The sequence below is a fragment of the Pedobacter jaeyakensis genome, from assembly GCF_054461315.1.
Map to the genome: position 1 here is coordinate 1069599 of NZ_CM136921.1, position 15927 is coordinate 1085525.

The window sequence follows — 15927 nt, forward strand, 5'->3', positions numbered from 1 at the left end:
CACAATGAAATTAATAAGATGGGGATCGGCAGATCAGGAAAAAACTGGAGTTATCATCAATGATCTGTGGTATGATACTTCTGCCTTTGGCGAAGATTATAACGAAAAATTCTTTAACGATAATGGTTTGGAAAGACTGTCTGCTTTTGTTAAAGAAAATGAAGGTGGTTTAAAAGAAATTCCTCAAGATACCCGGTTGGGATCGCCCGTGGCCAGGCCTTCAAAAATTGTTTGTATCGGGCTAAATTATGCAGACCATGCCAAAGAAACTAATGCGCCATTGCCACCAGAGCCTGTGGTTTTTATGAAGTCGACCACCGCTTTAGTCGGCCCGTTCGACGACATCATCATTCCAAAGAATTCAGTTAAAACAGACTGGGAAGTAGAATTGGCTGTGGTAATTGGTAAAAAAGCCAGCTATGTGGAAGAAGCAGACGCGATGGACTATGTAGCCGGTTATGTGTTGCACAACGATGTATCAGAACGCGAGTTTCAAATAGAAAGAAACGGCACCTGGGACAAAGGTAAAGGCTGCGATACTTTTGCACCATTAGGCCCGTTCTTAGCAACCAAAGATGAAATAGCCGATGTAGATAACCTTCGCCTTTGGCTTACCGTAAATGGCAAGATCATGCAGGATGGCAATACTTCCAACTTTATTTTTAATGTACCCTTTGTGATCGCTTATGTAAGTCAGTTTATGACGCTATTGCCTGGAGATGTGATCTCGACCGGAACACCGGCAGGTGTAGGGCTAGGTTTCAAACCGCCGATTTATTTGAAAGAGGGAGATGTGGTAGAACTGGGTATTGACGGACTGGGCACTTCAAAGCAGCATTTAAAAAACTATGCTTAAGATAGATGCGCATCAGCATTTCTGGAAGTATACACCTGATATGGATGGCTGGATCACTGAAGAGATGGCGGTGCTAAAAAGGGATTATATGCCTGCGGATTTAGCGCCATTGTTGAATAGCAGTGGTTTTGACGGCTGTGTGGCCGTGCAGGCTGATCAGTCGCCAGATGAAAACAATTTCTTGCTCCAACTTGCTGAGCAAAATGATTTTATCAAAGGCGTTGTTGGATGGGTAGATTTGCGCGCTCAAAACTTATCAGAGCAACTCGCAGAATTAAAAAAGAATAAGAAATTAAAAGGTTTCAGACATATACTTCAGGGAGAAGAGGATCGGGCTTTAATGCTACAACCTGATTTTTCGGCAGGAATAGCCGAAATAAAAAAGCATGGGTTTACTTACGACATTTTGATCTATACGGACCAGTTACAATACTTACCTGAACTATTAAAAGCACATCCTGAACAAGCATTTGTGCTGGACCACATCGCCAAACCAAACATCAAAGACAATGGCATCGGCGAATGGCAAAAAGGTATTGAGGCATTAAAAAGCTTTGAAAATCTGTATTGCAAAGTTTCCGGTATGGTTACGGAAGCAAATTGGCAAAGCTGGAAACAGGAAGATTTCCATCCCTATTTAGACATCGTTTTCGAAACATTTGGTGCAAAAAAAGTAATGTTTGGGTCTGACTGGCCGGTATGTTTAGTTGCTGCCCAGTATGCTGAAGTCTGCGCCATTCTGGAAAAGTACATGTCAAAGCTGAGTACCGATGAGCAACAGCTTGTTTGGAGCGGTAATGCAGTAAAATTTTACAACTTAAACTAGCAATCGATGGATTTGCAACTGAAAGATAAAGTAGTCATCGTAACAGGCGGTGCAAAAGGTATTGGAGAAGGTATTGTTGCCGTATTGGCACAAGAAGGCGCAATACCGGTAATTGTGGGCAGAAATGAAGCAGATAACCAAAAGACAGTGGATAAAATTAAGGCGACGGGAGCGAAATGTTTCCAGGTCGTTGCAGAACTATCCGATCCAACAGCCGCAGAAAAAGCAACAGCAGCCGTAGTAGCTGAATTTGGAAGGATAGACGGCTTGGTAAACAATGCCGGCGTTAACGACGGCGTTGGGCTACAAAACGGAACTTACGAAGGTTTTGTGGCTAGTTTACATAAAAATGTGATCCACTATTACCTAATGGCACAAAAAGCACTGCCCTATCTCATTGAATCAAAGGGATCGATTGTTAACATTGGCTCAAAAGTAGCCGACACCGGTCAGGGTGGAACCTCTGCCTATGCGGCATCAAACGGTGCCAGAAATGCGTTAACCAGAGAATGGGCATTGGAATTGTTACCGCAAGGAATCCGCGTAAACGCGGTAATTGTAGCCGAGTGTTTTACACCATTATACCAAACCTGGATCAACTCTATTCCAAACTCAGAAGAGAAATTGGCAGATATTGTTTCTAAAATTCCATTGGGTAAAAGGATGACTACCGCAGAAGAAATTGCCAATGCAGCAGTCTTTTTATTATCAGAAGTGTCCAGTCACACCACCGGTCAACTGGTCTATGTAGATGGTGGTTATGTACACTTGGACAGGGCTATTAAATAGCCCTCGTTTCTTCTTTTAGCCAGCTTATTTCATCAGGGTTTAAAAGCGGACTCAATTTCTCTAAAACCATTGCGTTGTAGTCGTTCAGCCATTTGATCTGTACGGCTTCAAGTAATTCCTTCTTGACTATCTTTGTGTTGATGGGAGCGATGGTTAAACATTCAAATGCATAGAACTCGTTAAATTCGTTGGTCACATCTGGTATGGTATTCACCAGGTTTTCTATCCTGATTCCATGCTTACCCGGGCGGTATAAGCCAGGTTCTATCGAGGTCACCATGCCCAATTCAATAGCTACAGGAGTCGCTGTTGGGTTGAAAACCTGCGGACCTTCATGCACATTTAGAAAGTATCCTACACCATGCCCGGTACCATGGCCATAATTTAATGCATAGTCCCAAAGCGGTCTGCGGGTTATCGCATCTATCTGATAGCCACAAGTGCCTTTAGGGAAGCGGGTTTTACAACCATCAATCATCCCTTTTAGCACTAGGGTATAATCTGTGCTTTCTTCTTCTGTATTGCTGCCCATGGGGATTGTCCGAGTAATATCTGTGGTACCGTATAAATACTGTCCGCCAGAATCTAAGAGGAACAAACCTTCCGACTTAATTTCCACGTCACTCTCTTCCGTTGGTCCGTAATGCGGTAATGCACCATGCGCCTGATAAGCGCTGATGGTATTAAAACTATCACCGACAAATCCCTCTTGTGCCGCCCTGAATTTTCTCAGTTCTGCTGCTGCAGATAATTCCGTAATGGTAATCTTTCCAATATTTTCTGAAAGCCATTTTAGGAAATGTGTAAGTGCCACACCGTCCTTTAACATCGCTAAACGTGTATTACGTAGCTCTGTTCCATTTTTAATCGCCTTTAAATTGGTAGACGGATTGGTTTCCCTAATCACCCTAACGGTGGGTGGCAGCAATTTTAAATAGGCAAAGCAATTGCGTTTAGGATCAATAAGGATGGTGCTGTTTTTATGGATATTCTGAAGGGCAGGTTCTATTTCTTCATAAGGAAATACTTCAACGCCACTTTTCAGCAAGGTTTCTTTTTCCGTATTGCTCAGCTTACCGGAATCAACAAAAACTTTTGCATGATCCTGGTCGATCAAAGCAAAGCTCAGCACCACGGGATTGTAACTCACGTCCTTTCCACGGATATTAAAAATCCATGCCATGTCGTCCAAAGAGGACACCAACTGCATATTTGCACCAGATTTAGATAGCGCTTCCCGTATTTGGGCTAGTTTACTGCTTACAGATTGCCCTGCTGCTTCATCACCAATTAAATATCCTTTTTCAGATGGGAGCTCGGGTCGGTTTTCCCAGATTGGGCTTAAATAATCTTTGTCGGCCAGACTAATTCCCTTAACAGAAAACTGTTGGGTAAACAGTCCACCTAAAAGTACAGATAATAATTTTTCATTGCTGGCTATGGTGCTTCCAGCAGGTAGGGTATCAATAAGCCATTGGATGTATTCAGGTGCATGTTGTACTTTCTGTTTTACCAATTCAAAGCCGCTGTTCTCCAATTGTTCTGCAGCCTGCTCAAAATAACGGAAGTCGGCCCACAGCCCTGCAAAGTCATGCGTAATCACCAGCGTTCCCGCCGAACCTGTAAAACCGGACACAAACGGTATGCACTTATAATGATGAGGCAGGTACTCGCTAATATGCGGATCGGCAGAGGGGATAATATATGCGGAAACATGATCAGCTGTCATTTGCTGACGGATTGCGGCTAGTTTTTCGGGATAGGTCATAGTTTTTATGTAATAGTAGTTAGGGCAAAGCTATAAAAATCGAGAAACATATTGTTTTTGTTGGACAACTTGAATTGAGGATATTTATTTTACTAACTGGGAATATATTCTCTTATCTAGTTAATTCCACAGATTTTAATTTGTAAGAACACCCCCTGATTGTTGAGATATTTAATTTTAATAAACTGATTATAAGTTCATTAAAACTTTTTTCTTATTAAGTTAAAACAATGAGCAAACCGTGGCGTATTTTTTGCCGTACATACAACTTTATGGAATACTTGGATTCAGAAAATTATTCTGTATATTTTTGTACCAGATATAACTAAACCCTGTAATAAGTTAATGAGCTATCAAGATTACAAATGTAAAAAGTGCAATACGGATTTCCATTACCAGGTACCCCGTGGATTTGTGCTGAAACATTTATTAGGATTTTTACCGATACGCATTTATTGGTGCCCGAAATGTACGACTAACCGGTACGTTTGGATTGGGAAAAAGGAAAAAAGCAGGTACTAGCGTTTTTCGGAATGTTAATTGCTGTGAGTGTCGATATTACATTTACTAAAATTAATTATATTTGAATAGGGATGACGCTTTCAGACATATCTGTACCAAACAAACCATGAAAAAAATTCCACTCGCGTTAGTTTTCTGCGTCCTTTCTATACCCGTATTTTCTCAAATGGGTGCTAATTACAATTACAGCATCGCAGCAAGAGGTTATACCCTAATGCAAATGCCAAAGATTCTGAATGAGTCCGATGCTTACAGCTTGGTAAGTGCACCGTTCAATGGCTTCATGTTCAAGATTAACGACAATCAGATCAGTTATCGTATAAACGGGACTTACTATAACAAATCAAAGAATTTTTACAACAATTGCGAAACCTGCGAAATAGCTGATGGGAAAACGGTCGACTATTCAATTAAAATAGGCTTTGAAAAAAACTTCAACTACTCACGGATCCAACCTTATTTTGGGATTGATTTGGGCTATCGTTCTAATCAGTTTAAAGGCACTCTGGAGAATAGAAATGCGTTGAAGGCGATAGCTGCATCGGCTACAGGCTCACAAGATGTAGAAGCTACAAAAACGGGCTTGGTGTTATCGCCGGTAATTGGTTTCAAGATCAATGTGGTGGAGCAAGTGTCCTTTTTTGCAGAAGCCAATATGGATTTTTTCTATTCTTATGAGCGACAAGACATTGTTGCGCAGGACATCAATAACACCCGGACGCTTAATAAATATTATAAGTCGGAGTTTCTGTTCAATCCAGTTTCTATAGGCATCCAGCTGCATTTGGGCGGTAATTAATCCCCCATGTTTCTCTTCTTCATTTCAAGGTAATATTTGCGTATGTTTGCAACCGTATATTTTTAATTTACAACATGAAAGTTGCATTAATAACAGGTGTTACGGGACAGGATGGAGCCTATTTGGCAGAATTCCTATTGAAGAAAGGTTATTTTGTACATGGTTTAAAAAGACGCTCATCTTTATTTAATACCGACAGGATAGATCACTTATATCAGGATCAGCATGAGCAAGGTGTCAATTTCAAACTGCACTTCGGCGACCTTACAGATTCTACCAATTTAATCCGCATTATTCAGGAAACGCAACCAGACGAGATTTATAATCTGGCAGCAATGAGCCATGTACATGTGAGCTTTGAAATGCCGGAATATACTGCCAATGCCGATGGTATCGGAACGCTAAGGCTATTGGAAGCGATCAGGATCCTGGGTTTAGAAAAGAAAACAAGAATTTATCAGGCATCCACTTCAGAGTTGTACGGCTTGGTTCAGGCAGTACCGCAAAGTGAGACCACGCCATTTTATCCGCGTTCCCCATACGCTGTAGCAAAAATGTACGCCTATTGGATCACGGTGAACTACAGAGAGGCTTACGGCATTTATGCATGTAATGGTATTTTATTCAATCACGAAAGTCCGCTAAGAGGGGAGACTTTTGTTACCAGGAAAATCACGCGTGCAGCTTGTAAGATCGCTTTAGGTTTACAAAGTTGCTTATATCTGGGTAATTTATCAGCGCAACGCGATTGGGGCCACGCGAAGGACTACGTCGAAGCGATGTGGTTGATTCTGCAACAAGAAAATGCGGAAGACTTTGTAATAGCAACAGGTGTAACTACAACGGTAAGAGATTTTGTGAAAATGAGCTTTGCCGAACTTGGCATAGAAGTTGAGTTTAGCGGCAAGGATCAACATGAGCGGGGTGTGATTATTGACGTGGACGAGGAAATCGTGGCTAAATTAGGATTGAATGATGAAAATTTGAAGCCTGGAACGATTGTCGTTCAGGTAGATGAAAAATATTTCCGACCTACCGAAGTTGAACTGCTACTAGGAGATCCTACCAAGTCGAAAACCAAATTGGGTTGGGAGCCGAAATATGATTTACCTGCATTGGTTCAGGATATGATCCAGGCAGACTTAAACCTGATGAAAAAAGACGAACATTTAAAGTTGGGTGGTTTTAAAACACTTAATTATTTTGAATAACTTTACGCTTCTAAATTTTAATAATATTACGCCTCTACAACTAAATATGAAATTCAAAAAAGCATTAACCGGCTTTCTATTCTTTTTTGCCATACTTTTATCACAGGTAGCCTTTGCGCAAACCAATTATGCAGATGTGAAGGTAGATGAATTGTCGGACGCCAAGATCAGGGAAATGATGCAACGTGCGGAGTCTGTGGGTTATAATGACGCACAGTTGGAGCAAATGGCTGCTGCACAGGGTATGAAGCCTGAAGAAATTGCAAAGTTAAGGACGAGGGTGGCGAGATTGAGGGCCAATTCTGGATCTGCAGCAAATCCTACTTCGGTTGATGCTGATTTAAATTCTGAAAGAACATCCGCAGATACCAATAAAAGAAGATCACCAGTTGTTGTAGATGTATTAGGTAACCTGAAACCTAAAATCTTTGGAGCTGAACTGTTTTCAAACAGTAATATTTCTTTTGAGCCCAATGTGAGGATGGCAACCCCTAAAAATTATATCATTGGTCCGGATGATCAGTTACTGATCGACTTAAGCGGTGATAATGATGTAAATTACAATTTGAAGGTAAGTCCGGATGGCACTATCCGGTTACAATACGTTGGTCCGGTTGCTGTCGGCGGACTCTCGATAGAACAAGCTACCGCAAAGATAAAGAGCAGTTTGGCTGCTACTTATCCATCTCTGAGGAGTGGACGAACCAATGTTGCGGTCAACTTAGGAAACATCAGAAGTATAAAAGTAACCTTATTAGGAGAGGTGGTTAAACCTGGTTCTTACACCTTATCCTCACTATCCACAGTTTTCAACGCATTAAATGCTTCTGGCGGTCCTAATTCAAATGGATCATTTAGAAAGATTCAGGTTATTAGAAACAATAAGGTGGTATCAACCATCGATGTGTATGATTTTCTATTGAATGGCATACAAAAAGGTAATGTGCGTTTGCAGGATCAGGATGTGGTTAACATCCCGGTATATCAAAGTCGGGTGGAGATAACAGGTGAGGTAAAACGTCCTGCTTTGTTCGAGGTGTTAAGCACAGAGAACTTGGCTGACGTGATTAGGTTTGCCGGTGGTTTTAGTGACAAGGCATATACTGCACAAATCAAAGTATTACAAAACACGAATAAAGAAAGAAGCATAACAGATGTTCCGGCAGAAAGCTTCAATGCCTACGGTCCGCTGAATGGAGATAAATATGTTGTGGAGCGGATATTGGACCGTTTTGCTAATCGAGTAGAGATTTCGGGCGCAGTATTTAGGCCGGGGCAGTTTGAGCTGGATAATGGATTAACTTTAAAGGGCTTGATTACCAAAGCAGACGGTTTAACTGAGGATGCCTTCTTAAACAGGGGGTATATCAATAGGTTGAATGCCGACAATTCACCTTCCTTAATTTCATTTGATGTGGCTAAAATTCTGGATGGAACCGAAGCAGATATCAAATTGCAACGTGAAGATAAAATCACCATTTCTTCAATTTTTGATTTGAGAGATGAATATAAAGTAAGCATTCAGGGAGAGGTAAGATCTCCTGGTTCTTTTGAATATGGGGATAACATGAGCCTCGAAGCCTTGATCCAGATGGCTGGAGGTTTTAAAGAAGGCGCGACGCCAAACAGGATTGAGATATCTAGAAGAGTGAGGAACAGCGATGCCTTATCTAAATCAGCGTTATCTGCAGAATTGTTTACCGTAAATGTTGATCAGAATTTAAAATTGATCGGTGACACATTTATCTTGAAACCATATGATATAGTTTCAGTGAGAAGCTCTACAGGTTATGAGGTACAAAGACAGGTCAAGGTAGAAGGAGAAGTTTTGTATCCTGGTATTTATACGATCAGTTCTAAGAATGAACGCTTATCTGATTTGATAAAACGAGCGGGAGGATTAACGCCATCTGCATATGTAGAAGGAGCATCATTGAAAAGGCCGGGGCCTGCAGCGGTAAATACCGCAAATAAAAATGCAATTGACACTAAAGAAGAGGAAGAACGGAAATTATTGAATTTGAAGAGATTACAGCAAAGCGGAGCCAAGGATAATTTAGGATCGGAAATCAGTCAAAAAGTAATTACCTCTGACTTAGTAGGAATTGACTTAGAACGTATTATAAGGAAACCAGGCAGCAGGTTTGATTTATTAGTTGAGGAAGGAGACATTTTGCGTGTTCCGAAGCAATTGCAAACGGTTAAAGTAACTGGAGAAGTATTAAGCCCGAACAGTATTGTTTATTCTCCAAGAATGACATTTAAACAATATATCAATGGAGCAGGCGGTTTTACTTTCAATGCCTATAAAAGAGGAGCACACATTAAGTATGCAAATGGGTCGGTGCAGGCCGCAAATAAATTTTTATTTATTAATAATTATCCAAAGGTATTGCCTGGTGCGGAAATATTAGTTCCTAAGAAAGCGGAGAAGGAGCCGCTAACGGTTCAAGGATGGATTGGTATTGGTACGGCAGTTGCTTCTTTGGCGGCGATTGTAGTTAGTTTATTAAGATAATTACAGCGAAATGGAAGATAAATCAAATGTAATTGTTAACAGTGAGGAGATTTCACTAAAAGAACTTATTAGCAAAGCAAATTACTTTATTATCTATCTAAAAACTAAATGGATATTTATATTCTTTTTTTGCCTTCTTGGTGGAATAACTGGATTTGCTTATGCCTGGAGTAAAAGGCCGGTCTATGTTGCTGCAACTAGTTTTGTCTTAGACGATGGGGGAGGCAATGGAGGAAGTTTGTCCTCGATAGCTGGGTTGGCTTCTATTGCAGGAATTGATTTAAGCAATGATGGTGGTGGCATTTTTCAAGGTGATAATATCCTGGAATTATATAAGTCACGCGCTATGATTGAAAAAGCATTGTTAACAGAGATCAACTATAAAGGTAAAGCCGAATTGTTGGTAGATAGATACATTGATTTTAATGGGCTTAAGAAAGAATGGTCAAAAAGTCCTGAATTAAAAAATATGTCATTCCTGAATATTGGAAAAGAAAAAAGCAGCAATCATTGTTCAAGATTGCAAGATAGTGTGTTAGGAAAAATAGTAGAAAGCATCAACAGCTCATATCTTAAGGTGGCAAAACCCGATAAAAAGTTAAGCATTATAAAAGCTGAAGTGAGTTCAGAAGACGAATTTTTTGCTAAAACTTTTAACGAACAAATTGTAAAAAATGTGAATGACTTTTATGTTCAAACTAAAACTAAAAAGTCTTTAGAGAATATTACTATTCTGCAAAGAAAGACGGATTCTGTCCGTACAGTTATGAATGGAGCTATATATAATGTAGCTGCAGTAGCAGATGCAACGCCAAATTTAAATCCCACAAGGCAAGTTCAACGGAGCGCTCCCATGCAACGTTCCCAATTTTCTGTTGAAACTAATAAAGCAGTTTTGGGATCTTTGCTTCAAAATTTAGAAATGATAAAAATGACTTTGCTAAAGGAGACCCCGTTGATCCAGATAATAGATAAGCCTGTTTATCCTTTAGAAGTTAATAGAATAAGCAAATCTAAAGCAATAATCTTAGGTGCATTATCAGCCGGATTTTTAGCTATTTTTATGCTATTAATGAGAAAGGTTTTTAAGGACATAATTGCCGAACAATGAACACTTATACGTTAAAGGTTGTTGAAAAAAGAAAGGAAACGGATGATGTTGTTACGTTATGTTTTAAGCAACCAGGACTAAAAAAAATAAAATATCTTGCAGGTCAATATCTTACTCTAATATTTAGAGTAAATGAAAGGCGTTACATTAGGCCATATTCCTTTTCCTCATGCCCTGGTGTAGATGAATTATTAGAAATAACGGTTAAACGGGTTGTAAATGGCATAATATCTAACCATATATGTGATATAGTAGCTGAAGGTGATATCATACAAGTAATGCCCCCAATGGGAGACTTTGTTTATAAAGAAGATAAAGGATTTAATAGCATATATTTATGGGGCGTAGGAAGTGGAATTACACCTTTAATTTCTATAACAAAATATATTCTATTTACTGAACCGACTGTAAAAGTTCATTTGATTTATGGAAATCGTAGCCATGAATCTACTATTTTTTTACAACAAATTCAAGAACTGCAAAAGCAATACCAGCATTCATTTTACGTTAAACATTTTTATACAATATTAGTTGTTGATGACGACAATCCCAATATAATACAAGGTAGGATTGATCAGACAAAAGCTCTCTCTATTTTAGAACAGGATCATGACCTAGCAATGAGTGCCCATTACATTTGCGGGCCTACTGGACTGAAAGAATCTGTAAAAAAGGCTTTAGCAATAAGAAATATAAATCCGAATCATATTTTTTCTGAAGACTTTGAATTAATAAAAGATCCAAAAGACTTTGATAACGTCTTTACCCAAAAAATGCAGTTAAGATTTCAGGAGCAGACATATCAATTAGAAGTAATAAAAGGAAAAAGCATTTTGGAGGCTGCATTAGACGCAGATATTGAGTTGCCATATTCTTGTCAAACTGGTAATTGTAGTACATGCAAAGGGATGTTGATATCTGGAATGGCTAAGATGATCGGCTTAAGCGAGGAAAGAAGTGATTTAGTTAAGAATGAATATCTATTATGCTGTTCATATCCATTAAATAATAATGTGTTAATTGAAATTTAAAAAATATGAAAGTAGTAATACTAGCTGGAGGTTTAGGTACAAGGTTAATGGAGGAAACGGAAGCCCGACCAAAGCCTATGGTGGAAATTGGTGGAAAGCCAATTTTGTGGCACATCATGAAGATTTATGAGGCCTATGGCTACAATGATTTCGTATTGTGTCTTGGATATAAGGCGCAAAGTATCAAGGAATACTTTCTAAACTATTACTTGTATAACTCTGATGTATCCATAGATGTTGGTAAAAATACAGTTGATGTACATTTTTCAAATTCAGAAGCATTTAAAGTGACATTGGTAGATACCGGTCTAACTACAAATACGGCGGGTCGAATAAAGAAAATCCAAAAATATGTAGCTGATGAGACTTTTATGCTTACTTATGGAGATGGCGTAGCTGATATCAATATCGATGATCTCGTTAACTTCCATAAAAGCCATGGAAATCTCGCCACTTTAACAAGTATCCAAACGCCTGGTCGATTTGGTAATATTGAGATGAATGATTCAGGGGTTGTTCAGCATTTTGTGGAAAAGCCACAAGGAGACGGTATGTGGATTAATGGTGGTTTCTTTGTTTTAGAACCGGGCATTTTCAAATATTTGGAAGGCGAAATGGATGAAATTCAGTGGGAAAACAAGCCATTGAAAGAGATTGCCGAAGCCGGGCAGCTTTCTGCCTATAAACATGCTGGGTTTTGGAAACCAATGGATGCTTTAAGAGATAGAATGGAGTTAGAACAGCTATGGAGTACTGGCCAGGCTAAATGGAAAATTTGGTAAACATGTTTAGTTATCTCAAAGAAATATATAAGGGCAAAAAGGTCTTAGTCACTGGGCACACTGGATTTAAAGGCGCATGGTTATTAAAAACTCTTCACCTGCTAGGTGCCGATATTAAAGGATATGCCTTAGAACCGCAGACCTTAGATGATTTATATTTTAAAATAAGTGGAGATCAGTTATGCGATTCTGTGATTGCAGATTTACGAAATCGAAATGCGCTTAAAGAAGCAGTTGTAGATTTTCAGCCCGATTTTATTTTTCATTTGGCCGCCCAACCACTCGTTAGGCTATCCTATGAAATTCCCTCCGAGACTTTCGAAGTAAATGCAATAGGTACAGCAAATTTATTGGACGCTGTTCGTTTGTTAGATAAAAAGTGTGCTATCGTTTTAATTACGACAGACAAAGTCTATCACAACAACGAGTGGGATTATCCTTATCGTGAAAATGATCGTCTAGGCGGTTATGATCCATATAGTGCAAGCAAAGCGTGCGCGGAGCTGGTAATAGATTCCTATAGAAGTTCCTTCTTCAATATATCAACTTACAATACCCACCAGAAGGCAATCGCTGTTGGACGAGCAGGAAATGTAATTGGTGGAGGAGATTGGTCGAAAGACAGGTTAATTCCAGATATTGCAAAAGCTTTATGTGATGGAAAAAAAATAAGTATTAGAAATCCGAATTCAATTAGACCCTGGCAGCATGTATTGGAACCTGTCGTAGCTTATTTAATTTTAGGTGCTAAATTGGAAGATAATGCGTTAAAGTACAGTCATGCATACAATTTCGGTCCTTACATAACGGATGCATTACCTGTTCTAGACATGCTTAAGCTAGCGATAGAATGCTGGGGAAGCGGTGAATTTAGAATAGAAAGTAACGCCGATCAACCACATGAAGCTGGGTTGCTGAAGTTGGATATTAGTAAAGCGATTAATGAATTAAAATGGAAACCAAGATTGAATGCAAATACAGCGGTTCAGATGACTATGGATTGGTATAGAGCCTTTTATGAGAATAAGGATACGATTAACCAATTTACTGAAAAGCAAATTAAAGACTTCTTAGATGCTTAAGGTTCTAGTCACCGGAATTACAGGTTTTTTAGGTTCGCATATTGCAGAGTCCTTAATACAAAGCAATTTTCGAATTATCGGCTTAAAACGGTCTGAATCTGATATATGGAGGTGCCAAGAATTTGAAGAACAAATAGATTGGGTAGATATTGATGGATCTTGGAAGAACTCCATTATAGAAAAATCTCCAAATATTATTATTCATAGTGCGTGGATCGGTGTCGAAGCGAAAGATAGAGATAATTGGGAAACACAAGTTAAAAACCTACCCTTTTTGGTCGAGCTGCTTGAGATCGCCAAAGCACTTAATGTAGATAAATTTGTATTTCTTGGTTCACAAGCTGAGTATGGTAATATAAATGGGAAAGTAGCTGAAGAACGGGCTGTTTCTGCGCTTAATGCTTACGGATCAGTCAAGTTGGCTTCATTGGAACTTTTAAAATCTTTCTGTCAATTAAACCATATAAACTGGGTCTGGTTAAGACTTTTTTCTCTATTTGGAGAAAAGGAGAATGACAACTGGTTAATTCCTTCAGTTGTAAAGGCAATGCTCAACAGTTCCGAAATGGATTTGACAGAAGGTGCTCAAAAATACGCTTACCTCTATGTAAAGGATTTTGCAGAAATCCTTCAAAAGGTCTTGAAAAATGAAATGATTTCAGGAGTATATAACGTATCGTCTAACGAAGTTCAATCTTTAAGAGCATTATTAGAAATGATAAGGCATCAGGTTAATCCAAAATTTCAATTAAAATTTGGCAAAATACCTTACCGGGACAACCAGTCAATGCACATTGAAGGCGATATATCTAAAATTACGAAACAAATAGGGCCTATAAAGTTCACTGACTTTAATGTAGCTTTACAAAAAACTTTAAATTTCTATCAAAAGAATAACGTCAAATGAAAGCATCAGATTTTATTGCAGATTTCTTACAAAAAAAAGGAATCGAAAGTGTTTTCGAATTGTCTGGTGGCATGATTACACATATTTTAGACTCTCTTAATCAAACTACTGATATTAAGATTATCACGATGCACCATGAACAGGCAGCAGCGTTTGCCGCCGAAGGATATGCTAGAGTTACCTATTTGCCAGGCGTTGCTTTAGCAACAAGTGGTCCAGGAGCTACGAATTTGCTAACTGGAATTGGCAGTTGCTATTTTGATTCAACCCCGGCTATTTTCATTACTGGACAAGTTAATAGGCATGAGCAAAAGGGTGATCGAGACATTCGTCAACTCGGTTTTCAAGAGACTGATATTGTGGCAATGGCAAAGCCAATTACTAAAGCCTGCTTTTTGGTAAATGATCCTAACGATCTTGAAGATGTTTTCGAGAAAGCATTCCTAATTGCAGTTGAAGGTAGACCAGGACCGGTGTTAATAGATATTCCCATGGATGTTCAACGTGCCCAAATAGAGCCCGTAAATAGAACAATTAAAAAGCAGATACATAACCCTATCGAGTCAAGCCTATTAATTGATTTAATTTCAGAGATTAAAGAGGCAAAAAGGCCTTTAATCTTAGCAGGTAGAGGCATAAAGGCAGCGAATACTCAGGAACAGTTTGACCTTTTTGTAACTCAAACGAATGTTCCGGTAATTACCACGTTACTTGGCTTAGATGCAATTACCTATAGCGACGAGCTTCGTGTTGGTTTTATTGGAAGTTATGGTAATCGATGGGCTAACATTGCCTTTGGGGAATGTGATCTCTTGATCGTGTTGGGAAGTAGGTTAGATATTCGGCAAACTGGTGCAGATACGAAATTCATTGAGAACCGAAAGATTTACCACATTGATTGCGAAATGGGGGAAATAAATAATCGGGTATTTGGCTGCAAGGCCATAGTTGCAAACCTCTCGAATTTCTTTGTAGAGTTTTCTACTCAACTCAATGGAGAGTCTTTTGGAGTCCAAACGGAATGGTTAAGCAGGATTAACGAGTTAAAAGCATTGTGGCCCGATGTAAAAGAGTTAACACCGACGGGAATTAATCCAAATGAATTTATGCATGTGATCTCGCAAATGGGAGGAGCTGCAAAAGCCTACCTGGCTGATGTTGGCAGTCACCAGATGTGGGCGGCACAATCATTAGAGCTCAAAAAGGGGCAGCATTTCCTGACGTCCGGAGGAATGGGCGCAATGGGCTTTTCGTTACCAGCGGGAATTGGCGCATGTATTGCCTTGGATAACCAACCAGTCGTTGTAATTATTGGCGATGGGTGCATGCAAATTAACATACAGGAATTGCAGACTATTGTTAGAAATGACTTGAAAATAAAGATTTTAGTACTCAACAACAATACCTTGGGTATGATACGACAATTCCAAGACAGCTATTTTGAATCCAGATATCAATCTACATATTGGGGTTATAGTGCGCCTGATTTTGCGAAAATTGCACTTGCTTATGGAATTGATGCAATGACTATTACGGATCCAAAAGAGATGGAAGCGGGCGCATCTTGGTTATGGAGTGATGAAAATATCGCTAAGCCACAATTGCTCCAGGTCATGATAGATCCCCATACGAATACCTATCCTAAAATTGCGTTTGGCAAGCCCATTACAGAAATGGAACCTTTTGCTAAACCAATAGAAATGGAAGGAACTTAATTATTTACGA

The 15927-nt window shown here is 39.2% G+C and carries 13 protein-coding genes; 12 read left to right on the forward strand and 1 reads right to left on the reverse strand.

What is annotated here, in order from left to right; translation table 11 throughout:
* The first annotated feature begins 4 nt into the window (after positions 1-4).
* From ACXZ1K_RS05005 to ACXZ1K_RS05015, 3 genes are read left to right on the forward strand one after another with little or no spacing between them, the layout of a single operon-like run.
* On the forward strand, positions 5-856 hold the full coding sequence (locus ACXZ1K_RS05005; protein ID WP_458972283.1) for a fumarylacetoacetate hydrolase family protein: 852 nt from the start codon (positions 5-7) through the stop codon (positions 854-856).
* Positions 849-1682 carry an amidohydrolase family protein gene (locus tag ACXZ1K_RS05010; protein ID WP_458972284.1) on the forward strand — a complete coding sequence of 278 codons (834 nt, stop codon included), beginning with the start codon at positions 849-851 and terminating at the stop codon, positions 1680-1682. The genes ACXZ1K_RS05005 and ACXZ1K_RS05010 overlap by 8 nt, the downstream gene beginning before the upstream one ends.
* A gap of 6 nt (positions 1683-1688) precedes the next feature.
* Positions 1689-2471: an SDR family oxidoreductase gene (locus ACXZ1K_RS05015; protein ID WP_458972285.1), complete on the forward strand. Its 783-nt coding sequence runs from the start codon at positions 1689-1691 to the stop codon at positions 2469-2471.
* Here ACXZ1K_RS05015 and ACXZ1K_RS05020 read toward each other — a convergent pair.
* Positions 2464-4239 carry an aminopeptidase P family protein gene (locus ACXZ1K_RS05020; RefSeq protein WP_458972286.1) on the reverse strand — a complete coding sequence of 592 codons (1776 nt, stop codon included), beginning with the start codon at positions 4237-4239 and terminating at the stop codon, positions 2464-2466. The genes ACXZ1K_RS05015 and ACXZ1K_RS05020 overlap by 8 nt on opposite strands.
* Before the next feature lie 628 nt (positions 4240-4867).
* On the opposite strand from ACXZ1K_RS05020, the gene ACXZ1K_RS05025 reads away from it, so the two are divergent.
* The 9 genes from ACXZ1K_RS05025 (at position 4868) to ACXZ1K_RS05065 (ending at position 15917) form a co-directional block, all read left to right on the forward strand.
* A complete protein-coding gene (locus ACXZ1K_RS05025; RefSeq protein ID WP_458972287.1) occupies positions 4868-5560 on the forward strand; it encodes a hypothetical protein in 693 nt (230 codons plus the stop codon).
* A 74-nt stretch (positions 5561-5634) separates the two neighbouring features.
* Complete coding sequence (gmd, locus tag ACXZ1K_RS05030; protein ID WP_458972288.1) at positions 5635-6771, forward strand: GDP-mannose 4,6-dehydratase; 1137 nt, start codon at positions 5635-5637, stop codon at positions 6769-6771.
* Positions 6772-6817: 46 nt separating this feature from the next.
* A complete protein-coding gene (locus ACXZ1K_RS05035) occupies positions 6818-9289 on the forward strand; it encodes an SLBB domain-containing protein (RefSeq protein WP_458972289.1) in 2472 nt (823 codons plus the stop codon).
* Positions 9290-9299: 10 nt separating this feature from the next.
* Positions 9300-10400, forward strand: coding sequence for a lipopolysaccharide biosynthesis protein (locus ACXZ1K_RS05040; RefSeq protein WP_458972290.1), 1101 nt, complete (start codon positions 9300-9302; stop codon positions 10398-10400).
* On the forward strand, positions 10397-11431 hold the full coding sequence (locus tag ACXZ1K_RS05045) for an FAD-binding oxidoreductase (RefSeq protein WP_458972291.1): 1035 nt from the start codon (positions 10397-10399) through the stop codon (positions 11429-11431). The genes ACXZ1K_RS05040 and ACXZ1K_RS05045 overlap by 4 nt, the downstream gene beginning before the upstream one ends.
* 5 nt (positions 11432-11436) lie before the next feature.
* Complete coding sequence (gene rfbF / locus ACXZ1K_RS05050) at positions 11437-12213, forward strand: glucose-1-phosphate cytidylyltransferase (RefSeq protein ID WP_458972292.1); 777 nt, start codon at positions 11437-11439, stop codon at positions 12211-12213.
* Positions 12198-13295: a CDP-glucose 4,6-dehydratase gene (gene rfbG / locus ACXZ1K_RS05055; RefSeq protein WP_458972293.1), complete on the forward strand. Its 1098-nt coding sequence runs from the start codon at positions 12198-12200 to the stop codon at positions 13293-13295. The genes rfbF and rfbG overlap by 16 nt, the downstream gene beginning before the upstream one ends.
* Complete coding sequence (locus ACXZ1K_RS05060; protein WP_458972294.1) at positions 13288-14202, forward strand: NAD-dependent epimerase/dehydratase family protein; 915 nt, start codon at positions 13288-13290, stop codon at positions 14200-14202. Before rfbG ends, ACXZ1K_RS05060 begins: the two co-directional genes overlap by 8 nt.
* Positions 14199-15917, forward strand: a complete 1719-nt coding sequence (locus ACXZ1K_RS05065) for a thiamine pyrophosphate-binding protein (RefSeq protein WP_458972295.1) — start codon at positions 14199-14201, stop codon at positions 15915-15917. The genes ACXZ1K_RS05060 and ACXZ1K_RS05065 overlap by 4 nt, the downstream gene beginning before the upstream one ends.
* Positions 15918-15927: the final 10 nt, after the last annotated feature.

Bases quoted from the DNA above. Each gene is read 5' to 3' on its own strand.
- ACXZ1K_RS05005 (WP_458972283.1), top strand. From the start codon at position 5: ATGAAATTAATAAGATGGGGATCGGCAGATCAGGAAAAAACTGGAGTT.
- ACXZ1K_RS05010 (WP_458972284.1), top strand. From the start codon at position 849: ATGCTTAAGATAGATGCGCATCAGCATTTCTGGAAGTATACACCTGAT.
- ACXZ1K_RS05015 (WP_458972285.1), top strand. From the start codon at position 1,689: ATGGATTTGCAACTGAAAGATAAAGTAGTCATCGTAACAGGCGGTGCA.
- ACXZ1K_RS05020 (WP_458972286.1), bottom strand. From the start codon at position 4,239: ATGACCTATCCCGAAAAACTAGCCGCAATCCGTCAGCAAATGACAGCT.
- ACXZ1K_RS05025 (WP_458972287.1), top strand. From the start codon at position 4,868: ATGAAAAAAATTCCACTCGCGTTAGTTTTCTGCGTCCTTTCTATACCC.
- gmd (WP_458972288.1), top strand. From the start codon at position 5,635: ATGAAAGTTGCATTAATAACAGGTGTTACGGGACAGGATGGAGCCTAT.
- ACXZ1K_RS05035 (WP_458972289.1), top strand. From the start codon at position 6,818: ATGAAATTCAAAAAAGCATTAACCGGCTTTCTATTCTTTTTTGCCATA.
- ACXZ1K_RS05040 (WP_458972290.1), top strand. From the start codon at position 9,300: ATGGAAGATAAATCAAATGTAATTGTTAACAGTGAGGAGATTTCACTA.
- ACXZ1K_RS05045 (WP_458972291.1), top strand. From the start codon at position 10,397: ATGAACACTTATACGTTAAAGGTTGTTGAAAAAAGAAAGGAAACGGAT.
- rfbF (WP_458972292.1), top strand. From the start codon at position 11,437: ATGAAAGTAGTAATACTAGCTGGAGGTTTAGGTACAAGGTTAATGGAG.
- rfbG (WP_458972293.1), top strand. From the start codon at position 12,198: ATGGAAAATTTGGTAAACATGTTTAGTTATCTCAAAGAAATATATAAG.
- ACXZ1K_RS05060 (WP_458972294.1), top strand. From the start codon at position 13,288: ATGCTTAAGGTTCTAGTCACCGGAATTACAGGTTTTTTAGGTTCGCAT.
- ACXZ1K_RS05065 (WP_458972295.1), top strand. From the start codon at position 14,199: ATGAAAGCATCAGATTTTATTGCAGATTTCTTACAAAAAAAAGGAATC.